At 49.4% G+C, this 21,639-nt stretch carries 23 protein-coding genes and 1 pseudogene; 8 read left to right on the top strand and 16 right to left on the bottom strand.

Annotated elements, in window-relative coordinates; translation table 11 throughout:
- Positions 1-18 precede the first annotated feature (18 nt).
- From GW590_RS01285 to GW590_RS01300, 4 genes and pseudogenes are all read right to left on the bottom strand, one after another.
- A pseudogene (locus GW590_RS01285) lies at positions 19-195 on the bottom strand (type IV pili twitching motility protein PilT); the annotation flags it as partial.
- 20 nt (positions 196-215) lie between these two features.
- The gene (locus GW590_RS01290; protein WP_169401212.1) at positions 216-575 is read right to left on the bottom strand and encodes a helix-turn-helix domain-containing protein; all 360 of its coding nucleotides are present in this window, start codon (positions 573-575) and stop codon (positions 216-218) included.
- A 21-nt stretch (positions 576-596) separates the two neighbouring features.
- Complete coding sequence (locus GW590_RS01295; protein ID WP_169401213.1) at positions 597-881, bottom strand: type II toxin-antitoxin system HigB family toxin; 285 nt, start codon at positions 879-881, stop codon at positions 597-599.
- A 159-nt stretch (positions 882-1,040) separates the two neighbouring features.
- Positions 1,041-2,042 (bottom strand): type IV pilus twitching motility protein PilT, encoded by a 1,002-nt coding sequence (locus GW590_RS01300; RefSeq protein ID WP_169401214.1) that lies wholly within the window; start codon positions 2,040-2,042, stop codon positions 1,041-1,043.
- A gap of 21 nt (positions 2,043-2,063) precedes the next feature.
- Here GW590_RS01300 and GW590_RS01305 point away from each other — a divergent pair, with 21 nt between their 5' ends.
- The 5 genes from GW590_RS01305 to hemW all read left to right on the top strand — a co-directional run bounded on the left by GW590_RS01305 (position 2,064) and on the right by hemW (position 6,203).
- A complete protein-coding gene (locus GW590_RS01305; RefSeq protein WP_169401215.1) occupies positions 2,064-2,783 on the top strand; it encodes a YggS family pyridoxal phosphate-dependent enzyme in 720 nt (239 codons plus the stop codon).
- Positions 2,784-2,906: 123 nt separating this feature from the next.
- On the top strand, positions 2,907-3,728 hold the full coding sequence (gene proC, locus GW590_RS01310; RefSeq protein WP_169401216.1) for a pyrroline-5-carboxylate reductase: 822 nt from the start codon (positions 2,907-2,909) through the stop codon (positions 3,726-3,728).
- Positions 3,729-3,836: 108 nt separating this feature from the next.
- On the top strand, positions 3,837-4,391 hold the full coding sequence (locus GW590_RS01315; RefSeq protein WP_169401217.1) for a YggT family protein: 555 nt from the start codon (positions 3,837-3,839) through the stop codon (positions 4,389-4,391).
- 74 nt (positions 4,392-4,465) lie between these two features.
- A complete protein-coding gene (locus tag GW590_RS01320) occupies positions 4,466-5,074 on the top strand; it encodes an XTP/dITP diphosphatase (protein ID WP_169401218.1) in 609 nt (202 codons plus the stop codon).
- Positions 5,067-6,203, top strand: coding sequence for a radical SAM family heme chaperone HemW (gene hemW, locus GW590_RS01325; RefSeq protein WP_169401219.1), 1,137 nt, complete (start codon positions 5,067-5,069; stop codon positions 6,201-6,203). Before GW590_RS01320 ends, hemW begins: the two co-directional genes overlap by 8 nt.
- 230 nt (positions 6,204-6,433) lie before the next feature.
- Here the strand turns inward: hemW and GW590_RS01330 are convergent, their stop codons facing one another.
- The 9 genes from GW590_RS01330 to trmB form a co-directional block, all read right to left on the bottom strand.
- Positions 6,434-6,883, bottom strand: coding sequence for a hypothetical protein (locus GW590_RS01330; RefSeq protein WP_169401220.1), 450 nt, complete (start codon positions 6,881-6,883; stop codon positions 6,434-6,436).
- A gap of 463 nt (positions 6,884-7,346) precedes the next feature.
- Positions 7,347-7,808 carry a hypothetical protein gene (locus GW590_RS01335; protein WP_169401221.1) on the bottom strand — a complete coding sequence of 154 codons (462 nt, stop codon included), beginning with the start codon at positions 7,806-7,808 and terminating at the stop codon, positions 7,347-7,349.
- A gap of 166 nt (positions 7,809-7,974) precedes the next feature.
- Positions 7,975-8,415, bottom strand: coding sequence for a hypothetical protein (locus tag GW590_RS01340; RefSeq protein ID WP_169401222.1), 441 nt, complete (start codon positions 8,413-8,415; stop codon positions 7,975-7,977).
- Positions 8,412-8,771 carry a tlde1 domain-containing protein gene (locus GW590_RS01345; protein WP_169401223.1) on the bottom strand — a complete coding sequence of 120 codons (360 nt, stop codon included), beginning with the start codon at positions 8,769-8,771 and terminating at the stop codon, positions 8,412-8,414. Before GW590_RS01345 ends, GW590_RS01340 begins: the two co-directional genes overlap by 4 nt.
- A gap of 12 nt (positions 8,772-8,783) precedes the next feature.
- Positions 8,784-9,266 carry a type VI secretion system tube protein TssD gene (gene tssD / locus GW590_RS01350; protein WP_169401224.1) on the bottom strand — a complete coding sequence of 161 codons (483 nt, stop codon included), beginning with the start codon at positions 9,264-9,266 and terminating at the stop codon, positions 8,784-8,786.
- 204 nt (positions 9,267-9,470) lie between these two features.
- Positions 9,471-10,199 (bottom strand): YggN family protein, encoded by a 729-nt coding sequence (locus GW590_RS01355; RefSeq protein WP_169401225.1) that lies wholly within the window; start codon positions 10,197-10,199, stop codon positions 9,471-9,473.
- Positions 10,200-10,259: 60 nt separating this feature from the next.
- Positions 10,260-11,186 carry a glutaminase B gene (gene glsB / locus GW590_RS01360; RefSeq protein WP_169401639.1) on the bottom strand — a complete coding sequence of 309 codons (927 nt, stop codon included), beginning with the start codon at positions 11,184-11,186 and terminating at the stop codon, positions 10,260-10,262.
- A 279-nt stretch (positions 11,187-11,465) separates the two neighbouring features.
- Positions 11,466-11,792 carry a YggL family protein gene (locus GW590_RS01365; RefSeq protein WP_169401226.1) on the bottom strand — a complete coding sequence of 109 codons (327 nt, stop codon included), beginning with the start codon at positions 11,790-11,792 and terminating at the stop codon, positions 11,466-11,468.
- The gene (trmB, locus tag GW590_RS01370; RefSeq protein WP_169401227.1) at positions 11,792-12,511 is read right to left on the bottom strand and encodes a tRNA (guanosine(46)-N7)-methyltransferase TrmB; all 720 of its coding nucleotides are present in this window, start codon (positions 12,509-12,511) and stop codon (positions 11,792-11,794) included. Before trmB ends, GW590_RS01365 begins: the two co-directional genes overlap by 1 nt.
- Before the next feature lie 255 nt (positions 12,512-12,766).
- Between trmB and mutY the strand changes: the two genes are divergently transcribed.
- From mutY to mltC, 3 genes are all read left to right on the top strand, one after another.
- Complete coding sequence (mutY, locus tag GW590_RS01375; RefSeq protein ID WP_169401228.1) at positions 12,767-13,867, top strand: A/G-specific adenine glycosylase; 1,101 nt, start codon at positions 12,767-12,769, stop codon at positions 13,865-13,867.
- Positions 13,864-14,136: an oxidative damage protection protein gene (locus GW590_RS01380; RefSeq protein ID WP_169401229.1), complete on the top strand. Its 273-nt coding sequence runs from the start codon at positions 13,864-13,866 to the stop codon at positions 14,134-14,136. Before mutY ends, GW590_RS01380 begins: the two co-directional genes overlap by 4 nt.
- A gap of 80 nt (positions 14,137-14,216) precedes the next feature.
- Entirely contained in the window at positions 14,217-15,296 is a 1,080-nt protein-coding gene (gene mltC / locus GW590_RS01385; protein ID WP_169401230.1) for a membrane-bound lytic murein transglycosylase MltC, read from the top strand.
- 231 nt (positions 15,297-15,527) lie between these two features.
- Here the strand turns inward: mltC and speF are convergent, their stop codons facing one another.
- From speF to metQ, 3 genes are all read right to left on the bottom strand, one after another.
- The gene (gene speF, locus GW590_RS01390) at positions 15,528-17,690 is read right to left on the bottom strand and encodes an ornithine decarboxylase SpeF (protein WP_169401231.1); all 2,163 of its coding nucleotides are present in this window, start codon (positions 17,688-17,690) and stop codon (positions 15,528-15,530) included.
- A 707-nt stretch (positions 17,691-18,397) separates the two neighbouring features.
- Positions 18,398-20,083, bottom strand: coding sequence for a hypothetical protein (locus GW590_RS01395; RefSeq protein ID WP_169401232.1), 1,686 nt, complete (start codon positions 20,081-20,083; stop codon positions 18,398-18,400).
- A 319-nt stretch (positions 20,084-20,402) separates the two neighbouring features.
- Positions 20,403-21,215 (bottom strand): methionine ABC transporter substrate-binding lipoprotein MetQ, encoded by an 813-nt coding sequence (metQ, locus tag GW590_RS01400; RefSeq protein ID WP_169401233.1) that lies wholly within the window; start codon positions 21,213-21,215, stop codon positions 20,403-20,405.
- Positions 21,216-21,639 lie beyond the last annotated feature (424 nt).

Here is a 21,639-nt window from a genome sequence, read left to right on the forward strand (position 1 = left end):
CGCCGCACACTTTTTGCCTCACGCCAGTAACTGATACCCGGCACTTATCCGCTGCGCCAGGCGTTGTGCAAAGGTCTGCATCCCGGACTTGCCGCCGGTTTGCAGGCTGTCGGGCAACTGATGGGTCTTGCCTTCGCGGATCACATTGCAAACCGCTGGCGTAGAGGTCAGCATTTCATAGATAGCCCAGCCGCCTACTGCGAATAAAGTTGTTACTATGCGCCAATAAGGCTTTCCAGCGGGATCCCATACTGACTATGCAAGCGGCGGATCATAGGCAAGGTCAGGTTGCGTTTTCCATTTAGGATCTCGTAAACACGATTTGTTTTGCCAATAGCATTTTCAAGATCTTTCACCGTTAACCCCTGTTGTTCCATACGAAATTTTATCGCCTCAATAGGGTCGGGAGGCGTGATGGGATGATATTTTTTTTCGTATGCTTCGATCAGCAAACACATCACCTCAAAAAAGTCCCCTTCTGGCGAATTAAGTTGCGGTTCATTATCAAAAAAGGGGGAAACTGCGTTAAGCGCCGCTTCATAATCCTGCTCGTTCCTGATGGGTTTAATCTGCATATATCACCTTAAATCAACAACTTAAGCCTCTATTTTATCGTACTCATTATGAGAGCCAATAAATTTAACGAATATAATCCCACGCAGGTAAGCAACAGCAACAATTAACCTGTAATCATTTCCTTTGATATTGAATACCACTCGCCTGTTTTTCAGAATACTGGCACTGCGGTATTGCTCCTTGATTTCTGCCGGGTTTCGCCAATCAGCTTTAGTGGCTTCATCTACCCAAGCTTTTAGCGGCTGTCGCGCATCGGGATGTATTGCCCAAAAATCCCGCAGTGTTCTTGTGGAGATAATTTTCATTGGTGATAGATTAGTCCCATTTTGGGATCAATGCAAGATTTTAATCCCAAAACGGGACTATTACTTAGTGCTATCCCGGAACTATTGCTCCAGGTCTAGCCCCCTCGATTTTTAATACCTTGGCATGGATAACGGCTTGCCGGGGCAAGATTTTTTACCTCACTCCAGTAACTGATACCCGGCACTTATCCGCTGCGCCAGGCTTTGTGCAAAGGTCTGCATCCCGGACTCGCCGCCGGTTTGCAGGCTGTCGGGCAACTGATGGGTCTTGCCTTCGCGGATCAGATTGCATACCGCTGGCGTAGAGGTCAGCATTTCATAGATAGCCACCCTGCCCCCCTGTTGCGTCGCCAGCAGTTTTTGCGCCACTATGCCGCGCAGACTTCCCGCCAGTTGCGCGCGGACAAAGGCCTTCTCATCGACAGGAAAGACATCGCAAAGGCGATCCACCGCCTGGGCAGCATGACGGGCATGCAGCGTAGCCAGCACCAGATGGCCGGTCTCGGCGGCGGTGAGCGCCAGGCGAATACTGTCGGTATCGCGCAGTTCCCCCAGCAGCAGCACGTCAGGATCCTCTCGCAGCGCCGCGCGTATCGCCTGCACAAAAGAGGACGTATGGCGGCCTAACTCACGCTGTTGAATTAAACAGCGCTGGCTGCGGTGCAAAAATTCTATCGGATCCTCCAGCGTGATAATGTGTCTGGCGCAGGTATGATTAAGATGGCCGATCATGGCAGCCAGCGTAGTAGATTTACCGCTGCCCGTGGCACCGACAATCAAGATCAGCCCATCTGGTTGTTCGCTTAGCTGGCGCAGAATATCCGGCGTCTGTAGGGTGGTCAGACTGGGACAATCCTGCGGCAAGGTACGCATGGCCAGCGACAGCCCCTGACATTGCCGAAAAAAGTTGATACGCAATCGCTGGCCGCAGGGCAAGGTCACCGCAGCGTCAGCCTGCCCATGCTGCGCCAGTGCATGCAACTGGTCACTGTCGAGCCAGGCTTGGCTTAGAGCCTCCAACTGCGCGCAAGTAATGGCTTCGCTATCCGGGCAGGCCAACAACTCCCCGTTGATGCGCATCCTTGCAGGATGACCGGTACAAAGGTGCAGATCTGAGGCATTTTGCTTTACACTAAGCGCTACGAATTTATTAATATCCATTTGAAACACTCCTGAGCCAATATGAACCAACTTCAGCATTCAGCTATTGCGGAAAATCTACAGCATGTCAGAGAACGTATCGCATCGATTGCCGCCCTTTGCGAACGAACGCCAGAAGAAGTGACTCTGCTTGCAGTCAGCAAAACCAAACCTGCGAGCGCTATCGAAGAAGCGATCGCCGCCGGGCAACTGGCTTTTGGGGAAAATTACGTTCAGGAAGGCGTAGAGAAAGTGGCAGCATTTGCCGACCATCAACCGCCGTTGGTCTGGCACTTTATTGGCCCTTTGCAGTCCAATAAAAGTCGCCTGGTGGCCGAGAATTTCGACTGGTGTCATACCCTCGATCGCCTGAAGATTGCCCAGCGGCTGAACGAACAACGCCCACAGAATAAACCGCCGTTGCAGGTGCTGATTCAGGTCAATATCAGCGATGAGCAGAGTAAATCCGGTATCACCCTGGCCGAAGTACCACAGCTGGCGGCCGAGATTGCCGCTATGCCGCAGCTCAGGCTGCGTGGACTGATGGCCATCCCGGCGGCAGAGAGCGACTATCAACGGCAGTTGGCGGTATTTCAACAAATGGCCGCCGCCTTTAAACAGTTGCAGCAGTCTTATCCGCAGATTGATACCCTGTCCATGGGCATGACTGACGATATGCCGGCTGCCATAGCCGCAGGCAGCACCATGGTGCGCATCGGTACCGCGATTTTCGGTGCCCGTGACTATGCCGCCAAGGTTTAACCCGGTTTTTATCCGCCGGGATTGAATAGCGGCCTGGGTGAACAAATATAGTTCTGAAGTTTAATGACAAAGTTGTCTGGTACCTTGATGCGACAGGTATCCCCCACTTAAGCCAGGAGCAGTATGCAACATCGTAAATTGTGTTTTATTGGCGCCGGAAATATGGCAGGTGCGATTATTGCGGGGCTGGTCGCCAGCGGCTATCCGGCAGCGTTGATTAGCGTGTGCGCGCCGTCGACTCAACGCCGCGATCGCCTGGCCGAGAAATATGGCATCCATAGCAGCAGCGATAACATTGCTTGTGCCAGCGCGGCAGAGGTGGTGGTGCTGGCAGTCAAACCGCAGTTGATGGCAGAAGTCTGCACCGACTTGCAAAAACAGGTTAACTTTAGCGATAAGCTGGTGTTGTCTATTGCTGCCGGAGTAAGTATTGCTCGCTTCTACGCGCTGCTGGCAGAGAACCTCAATATCGTGCGTATTATGCCTAACACGCCATCGCTGGTGGGCAAGGGTATGAGCGGACTCTATGCTCCGGCACAGGTTAATCAGCAGGACCGCGACTACAGCAGCCAATTGATGGCCGCCGTAGGTAAAGTGTGCTGGGTGGACAGCGAAGAAGGTATTAACCATGTGATTGCTGCCGCAGGCAGCGCACCGGCTTACTTCTTTCTGTTTATGGAAGCCATGCAGCAAGAGGCACAGCGTTTGGGCCTGAGCGCTGAAAACGCACGCCTGCTGGTACAGCAAGCAGCCAGTGGTGCCGCCGCGCTGGTAGAAGCCAGCCCGGATACGCCGCTGTCACAGTTGCGCGAGCAGGTGACCTCAAAAGGCGGTACCACCTTTGAGGCATTAAAAGTATTCAATGAACGTGAGCTGTCAGGGATTGTTGCCGAGGCGATGCAGGCGGCAATAACCCGGGCACAGGAAATGGAAAAACTCTTTTAGAATTGACCGACCAGCGCCTGCTGCGGCAGGTTCACCGATCATCAGGGACAATGCTCTCAACCTATGGTGGCTGATGCCACCAGGGTATACACAGGAAAAAGGTTATTTATGCTCACGCTGACTTTTCTGGTCAAAACACTTATTGACCTCTATGTCATGGTTTTACTGTTACGCATTTGGATGCAATGGGCGCGAACTGATTTCTACAATCCTTTCTCGCAGTTTGTGGTCAAGATAACCCAGCCCATTATTAAGCCGATGCGTCGCGTTATTCCACCGCTGGGGCCGATCGACAGCTCATCGCTGCTATTGGCCTTTCTGCTGATGACCATCAAGTACCCGCTGCTGCTGCTGATCCAGGGCGGCGGAATGTCCCTGAGTCCCTATAATTTGCTGTTCGGCCTGATTGCCCTGGTCAAGTCTGCAGGTTATCTGGTGTTCTGGCTGATTATTATCCGCTCGCTAATGAGCTGGATCAGCCAGGGGCGTGGTGCGATGGATTATGTGCTGATGCAGTTAACCGAGCCATTAATGTCACCTATTCGCCGCATTATCCCGGCGATGGGCGGTATCGATTTTTCAGCAATGGTAGTGATCCTGATCCTCTATATGCTTAACTATCTCGGTATGGATCTGTTAGGCGAGCTTTGGTTCCTGCTGTAATTCCCTGCCGACGTTGCGGGCCAGCAGCCCCTGCAGCCCGCAACGTCAAAATATTTTAATTTCAGGAAGTCGTAATGCAAAAAGTTGTTCTGGCTACCGGCAACGCCGGTAAAGTGCGTGAGCTTGCTCATCTGCTCACTGACTTTGGTCTTGAAGTGGTCGCGCAAACGGCACTGGGCGTGGATCCCGCAGAGGAGACCGGCCTGACCTTTATCGAAAATGCCATTCTTAAAGCCCGCCATGCGGCACAAATTACCGGTTTACCGGCTATTGCCGATGACTCCGGGCTGGCGGTGGATATTCTTGGCGGTGCGCCAGGGATTTACTCTGCGCGCTATGCGGGAGAAGACGCCAGCGATCAACAGAATCTGGATAAACTGTTAGTGGCGCTGCAAGATGTTCCCGAGGGTCAGCGTCAGGCCCAATTCCATTGCGTACTGGTCTATCTGCGCCATGCCGCCGACCCTACCCCTATTGTCTGCCACGGCAGCTGGGCCGGAGAGATCGCCCGCGCCAGCGCCGGTGAAGGGGGTTTTGGTTACGATCCGGTGTTCTATGTGCCGGCGCTGGGCAAAACCGCAGCACAGCTAACCCGTGAAGAGAAAAGCGCCGTTTCGCACCGGGGTCTGGCTTTGGCTCAGTTACTGCAAGCCATGACCAGGGCTGCACAACATAATGCGTAAGCTGCCACCATTAAGCCTCTACCTGCATATTCCCTGGTGCGTGCAAAAATGCCCTTACTGCGACTTTAATTCCCATGCCCTGAAGGGCGAAGTTCCCCATGATGACTATGTCGCCCATCTGCTGGCAGATCTCGATGCCGATATTCCTTTGACCGCCGGCCGCCGCATCGAAACCATTTTTATTGGCGGCGGTACCCCCAGCCTGCTTAGTGCCCATGCCATGCAGACGCTGCTCGACGGCGTGCGCGCCCGTCTGCCGGTGTCAGCCGATGCCGAAATCACCATGGAAGCCAATCCCGGCACCGTCGAAGCGGACAGATTCAGCGGCTATCAGCGCGCTGGCGTCAACCGTATCTCCATTGGTGTGCAAAGCTTTAGCGCCGAGAAGCTCGAGCGACTGGGACGCATTCACGGACCACAAGAAGCCAAACGTGCCGCTCAGTTGGCTACTGGTCTCGGGCTGCGCAGCTTTAACCTGGATTTGATGCACGGTTTACCGGATCAGACGCTGGAGCAGGCGCTGGATGATTTGCGTCAGGCCATAGCCCTTAATCCGCCGCATTTGTCATGGTATCAGCTGACCATTGAGCCCAATACGCTATTTGCCTCACGCACGCCGGTCCTGCCGGATGATGATGCCTTATGGGATATTTTTGAGCAGGGCGACCAGTTGCTTACCGCGGCAGGTTATCAGCAATATGAAACCTCGGCCTATGCCAAACCGGGTTATCAGTGCCAGCATAATATCAACTACTGGCGCTTTGGTGATTATCTTGGCGTCGGATGCGGTGCCCACGGCAAGCTGACTCAGCCCGATGGCCGCATTCTGCGTACGGTAAAAACCAAACACCCGCGCGGCTATATGCAGGGTCGTTATCTGGATAAACAGTACCAGGTAGTCAACGACGAATTACCCTTCGAATTCTTTATGAACCGTTTCCGCCTGTTGGAAGCAGCCCCTCGTGAGGAGTTTGCCATCTATACCGGGCTGGAAGAATCAACTATTCGCCCGCAGCTGGATCAGGCGATCAACAGCGGTTATCTGCTGGAAACTGACACCCACTGGCAGATCACCGAGAAAGGTAAATTATTCCTGAACTCGCTGCTGGAACTGTTTTTAAGCGAGTAACCACCTCTGTCTGGCGATAACAAAGTTATCTTTATTATTACCATCCTCGGGCATAGAGCCATCAGGGATGGTTCTTCCTAAAAACTGACTTTGTCAGCAGTCTGAGGCACTGGGCAACAGTGCCTTGGTATTGCTTGGCGGGCCGGGTATATTTTTACTCTTATTTTTGTGAGGCTATGTCTTGGCATAGCCAGATTATACTGCTGCAAATACAGTTTTATCCTTCATACTCAAACAAGCTGTTTTAAATTGCCCCCGGTAATTTCCGCTCTAAGTTGGTGATTAAAATAATCAGAACCATTATGATGATCTAAGTTTTCAATTTTTCGACTACCTTCAGGGATACTTTGCTCTATTGTCACTCCGGCGCGCATTCCCTGATAAGTAAAGGTCGAAACTTGAATGGCTGTATTTTTATCAAGAGTAACTAAAGATAATGTTTCTAAATTATTATCAGCCATATACTTTATTATCCCATCCGCTTTTTCGTCATTAAGAGCAGCCAATAGCGCATCTGGCAATGATTTAATTGACTCTGCATTAATTTCCTTTCCAACTAATTCGCAGTTTTTATTATGCAGGGAGGATGCGGACTGTGATACATTACTCTCTTTAACTGCGGGCTTACTATCATATGCAATGAGAGTTGGTGAGCCAGATAAAGGTGCCATAGTTTTCATATTCAAGCCTCTTAAATTAAATATTATTTACAACAAAAGTCATATAAATACTATTTACTTTCCCGGCTTTTTTCTTACAAAAAAGAATATTTTCTTCTGTAATTTTCATATAGAGACTTAAGTGAAGTAATACTATCGCTGCCTGACAATTGAACACCCGGCCAACTCCGAGATTTTGGCTGTAAAATCAAGGGCTATTGGGAAAGCAGCAACAGTTGATGACCAATAGCAATGAAGTGCCATGTACTAGCCACTGAGCAGAGATTTTGGCTTTAAGGCCAGCCATCGTCGCCAGGCTGGCCTTTATCCGTGATAGTGAAAACGGTAACAAACGTAATGGTCAGGCTGTCTCACCCACTGTGTTAAGCAGGGTTTCAAGCTCACAAGCCCTGTCGGCAGAGGGCCTTTATCAGGTTATAACCACCGAAGTTACCGGCAATAGCATTAATTAAGATATTTTCCGTTAATTTTGTTCTTTGCTATCCGGCCAGGTTAAGGTGCCATCGCCGTTATAATCAGTACCCGAGGTACACTTAAACACGCCACTATCAAAAAAGACTAATGACGCCTGTGATTTATACTTACCATCATCAAAATAGGCGTAATAACCCTTGGTCCCCTTGCCTGATTTTAACCACTTCACCTTTCTTTCGGTGGCATCAAGGGTACGTAACACCGTCCCCGGCGTTTCTTCAATAATCATTTTGAGATCGGTGGGATAATTACCCTTAGGCATATCCCAGCTAAACTGCCCGGAATCATGGTCGGAGAAAGTACAATCCGTGCCATAAATCACCGGCCTGCCTTTTAGCAGTTCGCTGTCGGCGTGCGCTACTGAAGTAAACAATCCCATAAGTAAAGCGATACCCGCAACACTGTTCTTCATTATCATCGAATACTCCCTTTTATTTAATTTAATTTCCATTTTGCTACTGCCTGATGAAAAACATATTGCAGATATAACTTGGTAATATTGATCCTTATCAAAATCCGATTATATATCACCGCTAACTTAGCAGCTTGATTGTTATTACCTTCTGTTAAAATAAGGAAAACTTAATTAACCTTGAATACAAACACAACACTGCCCTTTACTCGGGAAGTACCTCTTCAGCCACAATGTAAATCTGTTGATTGCTAATATCACAATCGCCATCGGTAACATATTGCGTCAGCAATACCACATGACGATCGCCCTTGGTGGTATACACCAACGTTTTATAAAGCTGAAAGTAAATATTTTTATTTAAAAACACATCATCAAGATAATGCGGATCTTTAACAAGGTCTCTGCTTAAGAACAGTTTCCTTTTTAGCACTGCCTGCACTTTTTCATCACTTAGTTTTTCCGTCATTAATAACGTACTAGACATTTTACTTTCGTCAATGTCTTGAGCAGGAACACCTCTGCTATTTAGCGCTGAGATCGCCTGATTCCATGGGAAATTCCAGTTCTGAGAACAATCTGGCGCAGCCGCCTGGGCTAAAGAAGAAAAAGTAACAGCAGATAATAGCAATATTGGTTTAATCATCTAACCTCCAGGATATAATCGTTACTTTTCCAAATATCTTTTCTCTGCTGCAAGTTAAGAATAATGCAACCTGTAGATGAGCTGGCCGGATCTTTTCTATTAGCTCCATGAATTAAAAAAGCGTTACGATTACACATCTGATTGGAGGAGTCAGGAGTTAAGGGTAATGAATAAGGTCCAGTCACCCCGGTTTTTGGGGCATTAATGGTATACCGCCCTTTAGGCAGCGGACCTTTATCTTTTAGACATTGGTACTCCGGTTTATTTTTATACCCCACAGCACCAGCCCAGCCATCTTCAAACATCAAAACACCATTATGGTACATCCTTCCTGTTAATTGTTCATAAACCCACATATAATATCCTTATTATCTTTTATTCCAACTATCCGTATATTGAATATTTCCATCGCAGTAGCACCAGCTTATTTGCTGATAGGCCAGTTCGACGTATTCACTATGGTTATATTTACTGGCATCCTGCGCGTTGATATCTGGCATCAATGCGTTAAGCGAGGCGACATAAACATGTTGTAATGTTGTGGTGAAATATTTTTCTTCAAAACCGTGGTCATTAATGCGGTAAAAATCAAATATTGCCGATTGCAAACGCTTACCGCTGGTCAGCGCCTGATAGAGGTAAATACTTGAACGATCAATCTCTTTTTCAAAGGCAACCGGGTAATGCAGGCGATTGGCAGAGATCTTACCGGTATAATCATCTACCGGTAAATCCACATCATGCAGATATTCCAGGATTTCAATGGTGCCTTCTCGCCCTAGATAATCTACCGAACCTTTAATTTGTCGACCGTTATTATCGATTAACGTCAAATGTATGGGTATTGCCATTTTTATTCCTCATCCATGTGGTAGGCAATAAAAATATAAGAGTAGATTACGAAAGTAAATATTTTTTTGCATGGCAATGATTTGTTTTATAACAATTAACAAGCTGCATTAACAAACTTATTAAAGCGATAAAATAAAGCCTCTTCTTAATAGAAGAGGCTTTATTTATTTACTGCGGTTATTAATACCGCCAACAATAATTACTTATTTGATTTCTGCCAGCAGGGCACGGCGTTGATCTTCCAGCGAGGTCACGCGCTTGCAAACGCTGCGCCCAAAGCCTTCAAATTCATTCTGCTGCTGCTTCCATTCCGCCTGTACCGCCTGCTGCAAGCCGCCGAGATTACCCATCATCGCCTGCAACGGATTGCCGCCGCTGGTCAGCTGACGCGTCCCCATTTCGTTCATGCTGTCCTGCATGACGCCGCCCATGGTTTGCTCTACCAGGCGCTGGCCGTCTTGCTGTACCTTGTCTATCGCCTGGTGATGGAAAGTCAGTCCATCATCACGATGTTCAATAATACGATTTAACTGCTGCTTGAGTTGACCATCGAGGTTAGTTAAACGGTTACGCACATTGCTGTCGGCACCAAGCTGTTTCACGATCACCCCGTCCATGGCCACCCGCGCTTTTTCAAGATGGGTTCGTGTACCCTGATCGATCCAGGGTAAATCACGGCGCAATGCCGCCTGATAATCAACGGCATCCTGACGCTGCCTGGCCCCCAGGGAAACCTCGTTACCATTCTGGCTAATATCGCCATTCGGCGTAATCAGCAGATTGCCACTGGCACCGACAACCTGCACGCTTTGCGGCGTGATCACGATATCGTCTTTCGGCCTGGTGCTGCATTGAAACTCGGCGTGAGCCTGCCAGGCAGTGAGCGCGATCAGGCCAATCAGCCCCTGTTTCAATCCGGTTCTTGCTAACATGTTAACTCCCTTGATTCCGTCAGACAGCCGCAAAACACCGGGCTGCCGGATAACGCACGATTAAAATATTGAACGGCCAATGCGTTGCGCCAGTATCTCTAAGGCAGCGATCCCGGCCAAAGAGTTCCCTGCCTGATCGAGTTCAGGCGACCAGACGGCAATACACATCTCCCCGGGCACCACGGCGAGAATACCCCCACCGACGCCCGATTTTCCCGGCATACCTACGCGATAGGCAAATTCACCGGCACCGTCATACATGCCGCTGGTAACCATTAGCGCATTGATATGTCTTGCCTGACTCGCATCGATCAGCGGTTGGTCACTGCCCGGCGGCAGGCCTTTATTGGCCAGATAAAGGAAAGTCCGCGCCAGTTCGCCGCAGCTCATGCGCAGCGAACAGTAATGAAAATAGGTGTTCAACACGGTAATGACATCATTTTCAAAATTGCCAAATGACTTCATCAAATAGGCGATCGCGGCGTTGCGATCAGAATGTTCAAACTCCGAACGGGCCACCAACGGATCATAGTGTATATCCGGCTCAGCGCAAAGTTGACGTACTACTTCCAGCATACGCTGTTTTGGCGCAGCCAGCCGCGACTGCAACAGATCGCAAATCACCAGCGCGCCGGGGTTGATAAAGGGATTACGCGGTTTACCCTTTTCCAGCTCCAGCTGTACCAGCGAATTAAACGGCTGCCCCGAGGGCTCTTTACCGACGCGCTGCCAGATCTCGTGCTCCTGATAGCGGCTCAGCGCCAGAGTCAGGCTCAGCACTTTGGAAATCGACTGGATCGAAAAACGCGTATGGGCATCACCGGCATGGAATTGCTGACCATCCACCGTACAGACGGCAATTCCCAGCTGGTTGGCATCGACACCGGCCAGTGCCGGAATATAATCGGCCACTTTCCCCTGACCAATCAGTGGCCGCACCTGAGATAAAATGTCATCCAGCAGGCCGTTATCCAACTCTGTTGGCAACTTGTTTCCCTGGTATATATTCTGGTCATTCAACGTCGTTACCCCCAAAAAATTCACCTTTGCCGGATAAAACAAAAGCGCCATAGAGGCGCTTTCAGACTGCTGACAAAGTCCATTATTAGGGAGAGTGCACCGTTGGGGTCGTAGCGGGCTTGCCCGCCGGAGCGCCCCTAGGTGTGCTATGCCCGGGTATCTCGATCATCAAGACGACTTTGTCATCAAACTCAAGCGCCATAGAGGCGCTTTAGTCGGTTACATAATCCGCTTATAATCCGCGGATCAATCCCACCAGATGTCAAACAGTTCACTGGTAGCCACGTCCTGCATTTTGTGGTCTTCCAACCATTTTTTCACCAGTTCGCGCTGTTCGTCAGTACAACGACCGATTTCCTGCAGGCAGATCAAACCTTCCCACTGTAAATAGCCGCTGCCATCAAAGGCCATCTTGTTAGGTTCGATAACACCTTCAAGAAACGCATCGAGAAATTCATCGATGTTCTCGACGCTGGTTCCTTCCGCGAAGCGCCATTTTACTGAGAATCCTATCTCTTGAAACTCTTCAATATGTAACTTCTTGCGTAAACGACGACTACGATTCTTGGCCATTATTGCTTCCTCTCAAACATCAGATCCCATACGCCGTGACCTAAACGCTGGCCACGCATTTCGAACTTGGTTACCGGGCGGGACTCGGGACGTGGCACAAACTGGCCATCCGGCGACAGATTGCCATAGCTGGCAATGCCGCTCATCACTTCGAGCATATGTTGTGCATAAGGTTCCCAGTCGGTGGCCATATGGAAGATACCACCCGGTTTTAATTTGCGACGCACCAGTTCCACAAAAGGAGTCTGAACAATGCGACGTTTGTTATGGCGCGCTTTATGCCAGGGATCGGGGAAGAACAGCTGTACCATATCCAGCGAACCATCGGGGATCATGGTTTCCAGCACTTCTACCGCATCGTGGCACATTACGCGCAAATTGCTGATGCCCTCTTCCTGGGCGGTGGACAGACAAGCGCCTACGCCTGGTGAGTGTACTTCTATGCCGATAAAGTTCTGTTCGGGATGCTGCTTGGCCATAGTCACCAGCGAGGTCCCCATGCCAAAACCGATTTCCAGAACGGTATGCGCTTCACGACCAAACAGCGAGGCGAGCTCCACAGGCTGCGCCTGATATTCAACGCCCATCACCGGCCAGTAATTGTCCAGCGCGTACTGTTGGCCTTTGGTCAGACGGCCCTGACGGCGCACAAAACTGCGGATACGGCGCAGAGCGCGACCGTTTTCATCAAACTCCGGTGAAATGACGTCATTTTTCATAGTGCTTTCTATCTGTCTGGCGATAATTTTAGGGAAAAGCGCATTATCCAAAGATACTCGCCTTTAGCAAGCGATCCTTTAACTGCCGCGACTTTGTGGCTGTTTTTCTCTGGCTACGGCAAATATCCGCCCGCCAGCGCCGGTTGTTCGGTTAATTGCATGGTCACAGCAGGAAAGTTCCGGTTTACAGCACCCGGCGTCTGTGCTGGAATCCTTAGCTGTCTTTTAACCCCCGACGGGATCTGTAATACGCCTATGATGGAAGCGCACCGCTTCGCGCCTGCGGTACTCGACTGGTACCAACAATATGGTCGCAAGACCCTACCCTGGCAGATAGAAAAAACGCCCTACAAAGTCTGGCTTTCTGAGGTGATGTTACAGCAGACTCAGGTAGCGACGGTTATTCCCTATTTCCAGCGCTTTATGGCGCGCTTTGCCGATGTTAGCGCATTGGCCGCGGCACCGCTCGATGAAGTGCTGCATTTGTGGACCGGCCTGGGTTACTATGCCCGCGCCCGCAATCTGCATAAGGCGGCGCAAACTATTGTGGCACAACATCAGGGCAAATTCCCCACCACTTTTAACGAAGTAGCGGCGCTACCCGGTGTTGGACGATCCACCGCCGGGGCGATCCTCTCTTTGTCGCTGGGTCAGCACTTTCCGATCCTCGACGGTAATGTAAAACGCGTACTGGCTCGCTGTTACGCCATCGACGGCTGGCCCGGCGAAAAGAAAGTAGAAAACCGCCTGTGGGCGATCAGCGAAGAGGTCACACCGGCCAAAGGCGTTGAACAATTTAATCAGGCGATGATGGACCTTGGCGCCATGGTCTGCACGCGCTCGCGTCCCAAGTGCGAACTCTGTCCGTTGCGTGGTGGCTGTATCGCCTATGCCAATCTGACATGGCCAAATTATCCCGGCAAAAAGCCAAAGAAAACGCTGCCGGAAAAAACTGCCTGGCTGTTGATGATGCAACACGGCGATCGCGTCTGGCTGGAACAACGACCGCCGGTCGGGCTATGGGGCGGCCTGTTTTGTTTTCCGCAATATAGCAGCGAAGACCTATTGATCGCCGAAGCCAAAAAATATGGCGTCACCCGCAAGGCCATGCAGCAGTTGGTTTCATTCCGCCACACTTTCAGTCATTTCCATCTGGATATTGTGCCAATGTGGATAAATATCGACGAAGCCGCGGGTTGCATGGATGAAGTCCCTGGTCTCTGGTATAACTTAGCGCAGCCACCGTCGGTAGGACTGGCTGCCCCGGTTGAGCGTCTGTTGGCGCAACTGGCCAAAGCCACGCCACAGCAACAAGATTTGTATGGCCGTGGCGCAATTAATGAGGATTTAGTATGAGCAGAACTCTATTTTGCACGTTCTTGCAACGTGACGCAGAAGGCCAGGATTTTCAACTTTACCCGGGTGAACTGGGCAAACGTATTTATAACGAAATTTCCAAAGAAGCCTGGGCACAGTGGTTAAAAAAACAAACCATGCTGATCAACGAAAAAAAATTAAGCATGATGAATCTCGAAGACCGTAAGTTGCTGGAGCAGGAAATGGTTAAATTCCTGTTTGAAGGCCATGACGTGCATATTGAAGGCTATACCCCCCCTTCAGAATAAATGTTCTCTAACCCATAGATTCGGGCCAGCGTCCTGTTTAGGATTATGGCCCTATTTTTCATCACGATACGGCTCTTAAGATGAAGAAAATTTTAGCGTTACTGGTGATCGCTCCTTTGTTGATCTCCTGTTCTGGCAAGAAAAACGAACAATACAATGAAGCCTACGTTAAAGACACCAATGGCTTTGATATTTTGATGGGCCAATTTGCCCATAACATTGAAAACATCTGGGGCATGAACGAAGTTTTGATCGCCGGCCCAAAAGACTACGTCAAATATAGCGATCAATATGAAACCCGCAGCCATATCAACTTTGATGCGGGTACCATTACCATTGAAACCATTTCCGGGATTGATCCCAGCAGCAAACTGCGTCAGGCCATTATCAAAACCCTGTTGGTTGGCGACGATGCCACCTCGGTCGACCTTTATTCTGATGCCAACGATATTCAGATCAGCAAAGAGCCGATGCTCTACGGCCAGGTGCTGGACAATACCGGGCAGCCGATCCGCTGGCCGGGTCGTGCCGGCAATTTTGCCGATTACCTGTTGCAATACAAACTGCAACAGCGCCAGTCCGGCATGCATTTTATTTACTCGGTCACCATTCAGATGGTGCCAAACCACCTGGATAAACGGGCGCATAAATATTTGCCGCTGGTGCGCGATGCCGCTGCCAAATATGGCGTCGATCAATCGTTAATCCTGGCTATCATGCAAACCGAATCAGCCTTTAACCCCTATGCGGTAAGCAATGCCGACGCTCTGGGTCTGATGCAGGTTGTGCAACACTCCGCCGGTGCCGATGTCTTTAAATCGGAAGGACGCTGGGGTACGCCAAGCCGTAGCTATCTGTTCGATCCGGCCAATAATATCAATACCGGTACCGCTTATCTGGCTATGCTGCAAAATGTCTATCTGTCCGGGATCAACAACCCGACGTCACGTCGTTATGCAGTGATTACCGCCTATAACGGGGGTGCAGGCAGCGTGCTGCGCGTGTTCTCCAGCGATAAATACCAGGCATTCAATATTATCAACAGCATGTCGCCGGGAGATGTTTACGATACGCTGGTCAGCCGCCATCCTTCTGGCGAATCGCGTCATTATTTATACAAAGTGAACAAAACGCAGAAGGGCTATCGACGCGGGGATTGATTGACTGACGATAAAATAGTTAAGGAGAGCCGTTCTGGCTCTCCTGAGTTTGATGACAAAGTCGTCTTGATGATCGAGATACCTGGGCATAGCACACCTGGGGGCGCTCCGGCGGGCTAGCCCGCTACGACCCCAACGGTGTACTCTCCCTAATAATGGACTTTGTCAGCAGTCTGAGGAGAGCCGTTCTGGCTCTCCTTAGTTTAATAAACGGGTTATTGACGCAGAAGGTTACTCGGCGATCACATAGCCCATAATGCGCTTCCAGCCGACCGGTTTTTTCTCCACATAGACTCCCTGGAGTTCCGGAGAAAATCCCGGCAGCAGGTTAATGCCCTCTTCCAGCGCCATAAAATAGCGCTGCACCGGGCCGCCCCATAGTTCACCGGGCACCACGCACAGCACGCCAGGAGGATAAGGTAACGCCCCTTCCGCGGCAATTCGGCCTTCGGCCTGACTAACAGGCACCAGCTCAACGTTATCGCGAATAAATTCGCTGTGAGCGTCCTGCGCATTCATCACTACTTGCGGGAAGCCCGACTCACGGAACATCTCCTTTTGCAGTTCCTTCACATCAAAACTGACGTACAGGTTGTGCATTTCCTGACAGAGCTGACGGATGGTGTAGTCACGATAGCGGTCTTCATTTTTACGGTACACCGTCGGCAACACCTCGCTAAGCAACGCATCTTCTTCGATATAACGTTCAAAGCGGGCGATCTCGGCGACCAGTTGCTGCATTTTGGCTGGCGTCTCCGCCGGAGTGAGCAGAAACAGGATCGAGTTAAGATCGCATTTCTCCGGCACAATGCCATTTTCACGCAGATAATTGGCCAGGATGGTCGCCGGAATACCAAAGTCAGTATATTTGCCGCTGCTGGCATCAATGCCTGGCGTGGTCAGTAGCAGTTTGCAGGGATCGACAAAGTACTGCTTCTCGGCATAACCGGCAAAGGCGTGCCAGCGCTCTCCCGGTACAAAATCAAAAAAGCGCACGTCATTGGCCATTTGTTCAGTGTCATATTGCTGCCATGGCTTGCCATCAACCACCGGCGGGATAAAAGGCCGGATCATCGAGCAGCATTCGAGCAGCATTTTACGGGTTTCGATCCCCAGTTTGACGCACTCCATCCACATGTGTTTGCCACTGCCGCCAGCGTGCATACGGGCATTGACATCAAGGGCGGCAAATAGCGGGTAAAACGGGCTGGTAGAAGCATGCATCATAAAGGCATTGTTGAGCTTTTTATGGCTGCAATGACGTTTTTGCCCTTTGATATGGTTGTCTTTTTTATGGATTTGCGAAGTTTGCGAAAAACCGGCCTGCTGCTTGTGCACCGATTGGGTGACAATAATACCGGGATCGGTTTCTTTTAAATCCAGCAACAGCGGCGAGCACTCTTTCATCATTGGGATAAACTGCTCATAACCTACCCAGGCAGAGTCGAACAGAATGTAATCACAAAGATGGCCGATTTTGTCTACCACCTGACGGGCGTTATAAACGGTGCCGTCGTAGGTGCCCAACTGAATAATCGCCAGACGGAATGGCCGCGCTTCAGCGGCACGCTCAGGGGCAACCTGCTGAATTTGCTTGCGCAGATAACGCTCGTCAAAACAGGCCGCATCAATACCGCCAATAAAACCAAAGGGATTGCGCGCCGTTTCCAGATAGACCGGCGTCGCCCCCGCCTGCAACAGCGCACCATGATGGTTGGATTTATGGTTGTTACGGTCAAACAGCACCAGATCGCCACGGGTCAGCAGCGCATTGGTCACCACTTTATTGGCTGCCGAGGTACCGTTAAGCACAAAATAGGTTTTATCGGCGCTAAACACTTTGGCCGCATGTTTCTGTGCATCTTTGGCAGAACCTTCGTGGATCAGCAGATCGCCGAGTTTGACATCGGCGTTGCACATATCGGCACGGAAAATATTCTCGCCAAAGAATTCAAAAAACTGACGCCCGGCGGGATGGCGACGGAAAAACTCGCCGCCCTGATGACCAGGACAGGCAAAGGTCGAGTTTTCCATTTCGACATACTTTTTCAAGGTGTCGAAAAATGGCGGGAACAATCCCTGCTCATACTCGGCGGCCGCGGCTTCAAGCTGGGCGGCATAAAACGCCTGATTGGCATCAGCCAGGGCGAAAACCCCTTTCAACGCTGACAAGAAGTCTGGCGAAACCTGCTCCGCTCCCTGTACAGCAACAAACGCCGGGATACTGAATCCCAGGGCTTCGACTTCTGCCAGCCTGCCATTGTTAAGGTCATCCACGGAAATCACTATCGCCGCAATGTCGGTGTAGTCCGCGTTATCGAGGCTAACGACCTCACGTGCGGTGTCGAGATGGGATGCCACGGAGGCGCTTGCTGCTAATTTTAACTGTTTCATATTACAGGACTCTCAAACGGTTAAGTAAGAGGGTGTGCCAGTGTGGCACGGCAATGAGCAGGTTTGTTCAACGCTGGAGAAAGCTTGTCAGATACCCCATACGCAGACACCGGCCCGGCAAAGTGACGTTGGCTAAGAAGGATGTCGATAATTGATCGGGCATTGCCTGATTAAGCATTGTCGCGACAGAACGATTTACCGGTCTTGGCCACGTCTGATAGACATCAGTAAAATCAGAGTCGCGCTCTGTTTTTAATAATGCCCAACAGCGAGCAAAGAGTAGCCTTACCGCATGAAAGGATTAACAAAAGGAGAAAAACAGGAAGTATTGAGGTCGCTGCACCCTGGTGTCATCATCAATGATCTGTGGCACTTGCGTAAAGTGCGGTGTGATAAACCGGTCATGTGCCGCAACCCTCTTGAGCTGTCGCGTAAAAACGAAAGCAGTATTACTTATCCTGGAGCCAGGTTGCGCAGGGCATTTCGCTGCTCGAAACCGTCCAGGACATCGCCTAATAAAACGCCGCAATAATGGCATTTTTTATCTGCAGGTTCAAGCCTGAAACTTTGTCAAAAAATGATCCTGTCAGCCGACAGGAAAAGTGCAGTTTGCACAGAAAATTTGCCTGGCAATACGCCATGGTTGGCCGATAAATACCAACAACAAAACCAGGGCACCACGCAAACCGCCTTCTCCCTGCAAGCGATTACAATCGACGAGAACTACCGCGAAAATCCGGTAGCGGTACAACGTCTGACTGATGAGATAAATGCTCGGCAAGCTGCGATCGTAGCACGGTAATGCGCTCTTTCACTGCCCGCAGTTGTTCACTGGCATAGTGAAAAAGATTGGTCAGCGCGAAATTATCCTGCAGCTGATAAGTGTCGATCTCCTTGAGCAGATTATTTAAAAAATTAATATTTTCAATATAGGCCAACTCAAAATTATTCAGCGAAGCTTTTCGCTGCCTTAATTCTTCACTATTATCTGAAAGCGGCATAAACCCGGCAAGGACATGCAATACGCTGGTATTCATCAAGGTAAATACGTTTAACTGTCGGCGGATATTTTCAGCGGCCTGTGGGGCATTTTGCGCCAGTCTTGATATTTGTTGTGCTATCATCGCCAAAGTATTATTAATCCTGTCGCGAAAAAGATTAATTGAAGGCAAAACCAGATTTATATCAATTGAATTATTTAATTCAACAAGTTGCTGGCGGATCATTCGATAATCCTCTGCGCGGCCCTGATGCGCCGTCAAAGTAATCACATCATACATAACCGTTAACAAGCGCTCCATATGCTCATCGGCAGTATTGATGGCCTGCTGCATATCCTCTTGAAAATATGTAGTTATTCTTTGCAGTTCTCGGAACATTGGCGTATTGGTCTGAACAGCATTCAAATTGTCCATTTCAGTTCTTATCTCTTCTATGGCTTGCAGATTCTGCTGGTAGAGACGTACTTGCCGGGAATATAATTCCAACTGATGTCGCCGCTCTGCATGTTCGCTAGCTGGAATATAGGTTTGCAGCGCCTGCTCAATATTTTCTGTTTCTATACGAGTTCTCAGTCGCAGCATATCAAAACGCTGGCGAAGACCCGCCGTGGTATTACCTGGCGACTGCTCAGTGACCAACGATGGCGGCACAACGGCATAAGGACTCCGGTGATTTTTACTCGAATCAGGATTTAATAAAGCCGCTTCATAATAGCCTCGACTGATCAATAAGAGATGATCAATTCGCTTCCAAAACTCCCGAATCACCGGAAAATCATAGTGTTTATTGCCAAAATAAGTGAAAAGCGTATCGCGCAGCCGTCGCGTGTGTTCCAGCGTTTGTGTAGCCCGTTGCAAGGAATTATTATTTTCAAGGATCTCAAGCTCAGTAAGAATTTTCTCTTCTTCGATAGCAAAACGTTCCTCGACATGTTTTACCAATTTGCCTTGTTCAGCCGCTGATTTTCCTGCCAACTGATGGCTTTGCACATCTGCATATTCTTTTTGTTTATAGATCAAACCCTGCCTGATAAAACGGTTTCTTTCATTAAGCGTGGCGGTGATGCTTACCGCATCCATAATCACCTTCAGTATATCTTGTCTCTCACTTTGCGGCGTAGCAGTTAAAATTTCATGTAAATCTTTAAGATAATCATCAGTCACCTCGATCATTATTTTAATATTGGCCAACTGATTTTTTACTGACATGCGCGTCGCGGTAAGACAGCCGTCGACCAGCAGTCGATTAACTATCTCAATCATTTTATTTACCGCATCAACAATACGTTGCACTCTTTGCTGCGACGTTTCGGCAGGACAAGTCAAATCGATTAAAGGATAGGTGGGGGTTGATGTTATAGGTATGGCGGTAGGAGGTAAGGGTGTAAGCATAATAATTTAAATGCATCCTGCTTGCCGGCAGTCAATAAGACAGCAATCTTTCAGCATTTCTCCTTATATTAACGGGACTATAAGTTACAAGGGATGTGATAAAACAGCAGGTGACTGGCAATAAGCGCACAACGCAATATCCCCAGGCAAACCGCAGGTAAAGTTCGGCTGGCGATCATTGAGTGTGTTAATTAGGGTGGGAAGTTCAACACGAGATATCTTAAATAGCCAACTCGCTAAACCGGGCTATTGTCTGTCAGCAGGCCACCGCCGATAGTGATCATCAGCGGTGGTGGCAAGGTCGTACGGCGTGGCGGGTTTACCAGCCTTTTACTGCATCGCCGTGATAGATATTCTGGGCGGCGGCGGCCACTTCATCGGTCTGATAGGCTTTAACCAACTCTTTAACCGCCTCGCTGTCTTTGTTGTCTTGTCGCGCGACAATAACATTCACGTAAGGCGAGTTTTTATCCTCTACAAACAGGCCATTTTTGCCCGGCGTCAAACCAACCTGCGAGGAGAAATTGGTATTGATTACCGCCAACGCAATCTTGTCATCATCAATTGCCCGAGTCAGCTGCGGGGCTTCAATCTCGACAATTTTCAGATGCTTTGGATTGTCGACAATATCCAGCGACGTTGGCAGCAAACCCACGCCATCTTTCAGTTTGATTAAGCCGACTTTCTGCAACAACAACAAGGAACGGCCCAGATTGGTCGGATCATTGGGCACCGCTACCTGCGCATTATCCTGGAGTTGGCTGAGCGAGGTGATCTTGCGTGAGTAACCAGCAATCGGATAAACAAAGGTGTTGCCGACTACGGCTAATTTATAGCCGCGCTCTTTGATTTGCTTATCTAAATAAGGTACATGCTGAAAAGAGTTGGCATCAATATCCCCACTGCTTAGCGCCGAATTGGGCAAAACATAATCGGTAAAAGTGACCACTTCGACATCGAGATTATATTTCTCTTTGGCGGTTTTCTTGACCACATCCCACAGCGGCTGATCGATGCCCGCGCTAATGCCGACTTTAATATGATGGGACTGCGTTTTTTGGTCGCAGCCGGTAGCGATAAGCGCTACCGCTAACGGCAGTGCCAGCAACGAGAATTTTATTGATTTGTGCATAATTATGGCCTTTCCGTAAGCAAAAGAAGCAAAAAGTAACTAGCTGATACAACGAGTTTTTCAAATCGAGCTACGGCAAGCAAATATCAAAAAGTCATAACCTATGCATAAAAAATACAGCAATATTTTTCCCCGTCAGTTCTGTTGTTTTAGCGTCGGCGGATCCGCTTTCCCCTTCCCTTCGCCATCCTGTTTTCTACCGTTTATCTACAGTCGATCGGCGATATTATTTACGTTAACTTACAGTGTTATCGATAATCATTATTATTTTCGTTTGTGTTTACATCACTAATTGGTAAGCTTTCGCCGCTGGATAAAACCTGCAAAAGGTACCCTGCCAGGGTGGCCACCAACACGGCAGCAAAGATAACTCTCCCTGCCCACCCGGCAAGCCAACAACAGCAAAAAATTAAAAACTTAAAAT

It is taken from the genome of Rouxiella aceris (genome assembly GCF_012933545.1).
Classification (GTDB): Bacteria; Pseudomonadota; Gammaproteobacteria; order Enterobacterales; family Enterobacteriaceae; genus Rouxiella; species Rouxiella aceris.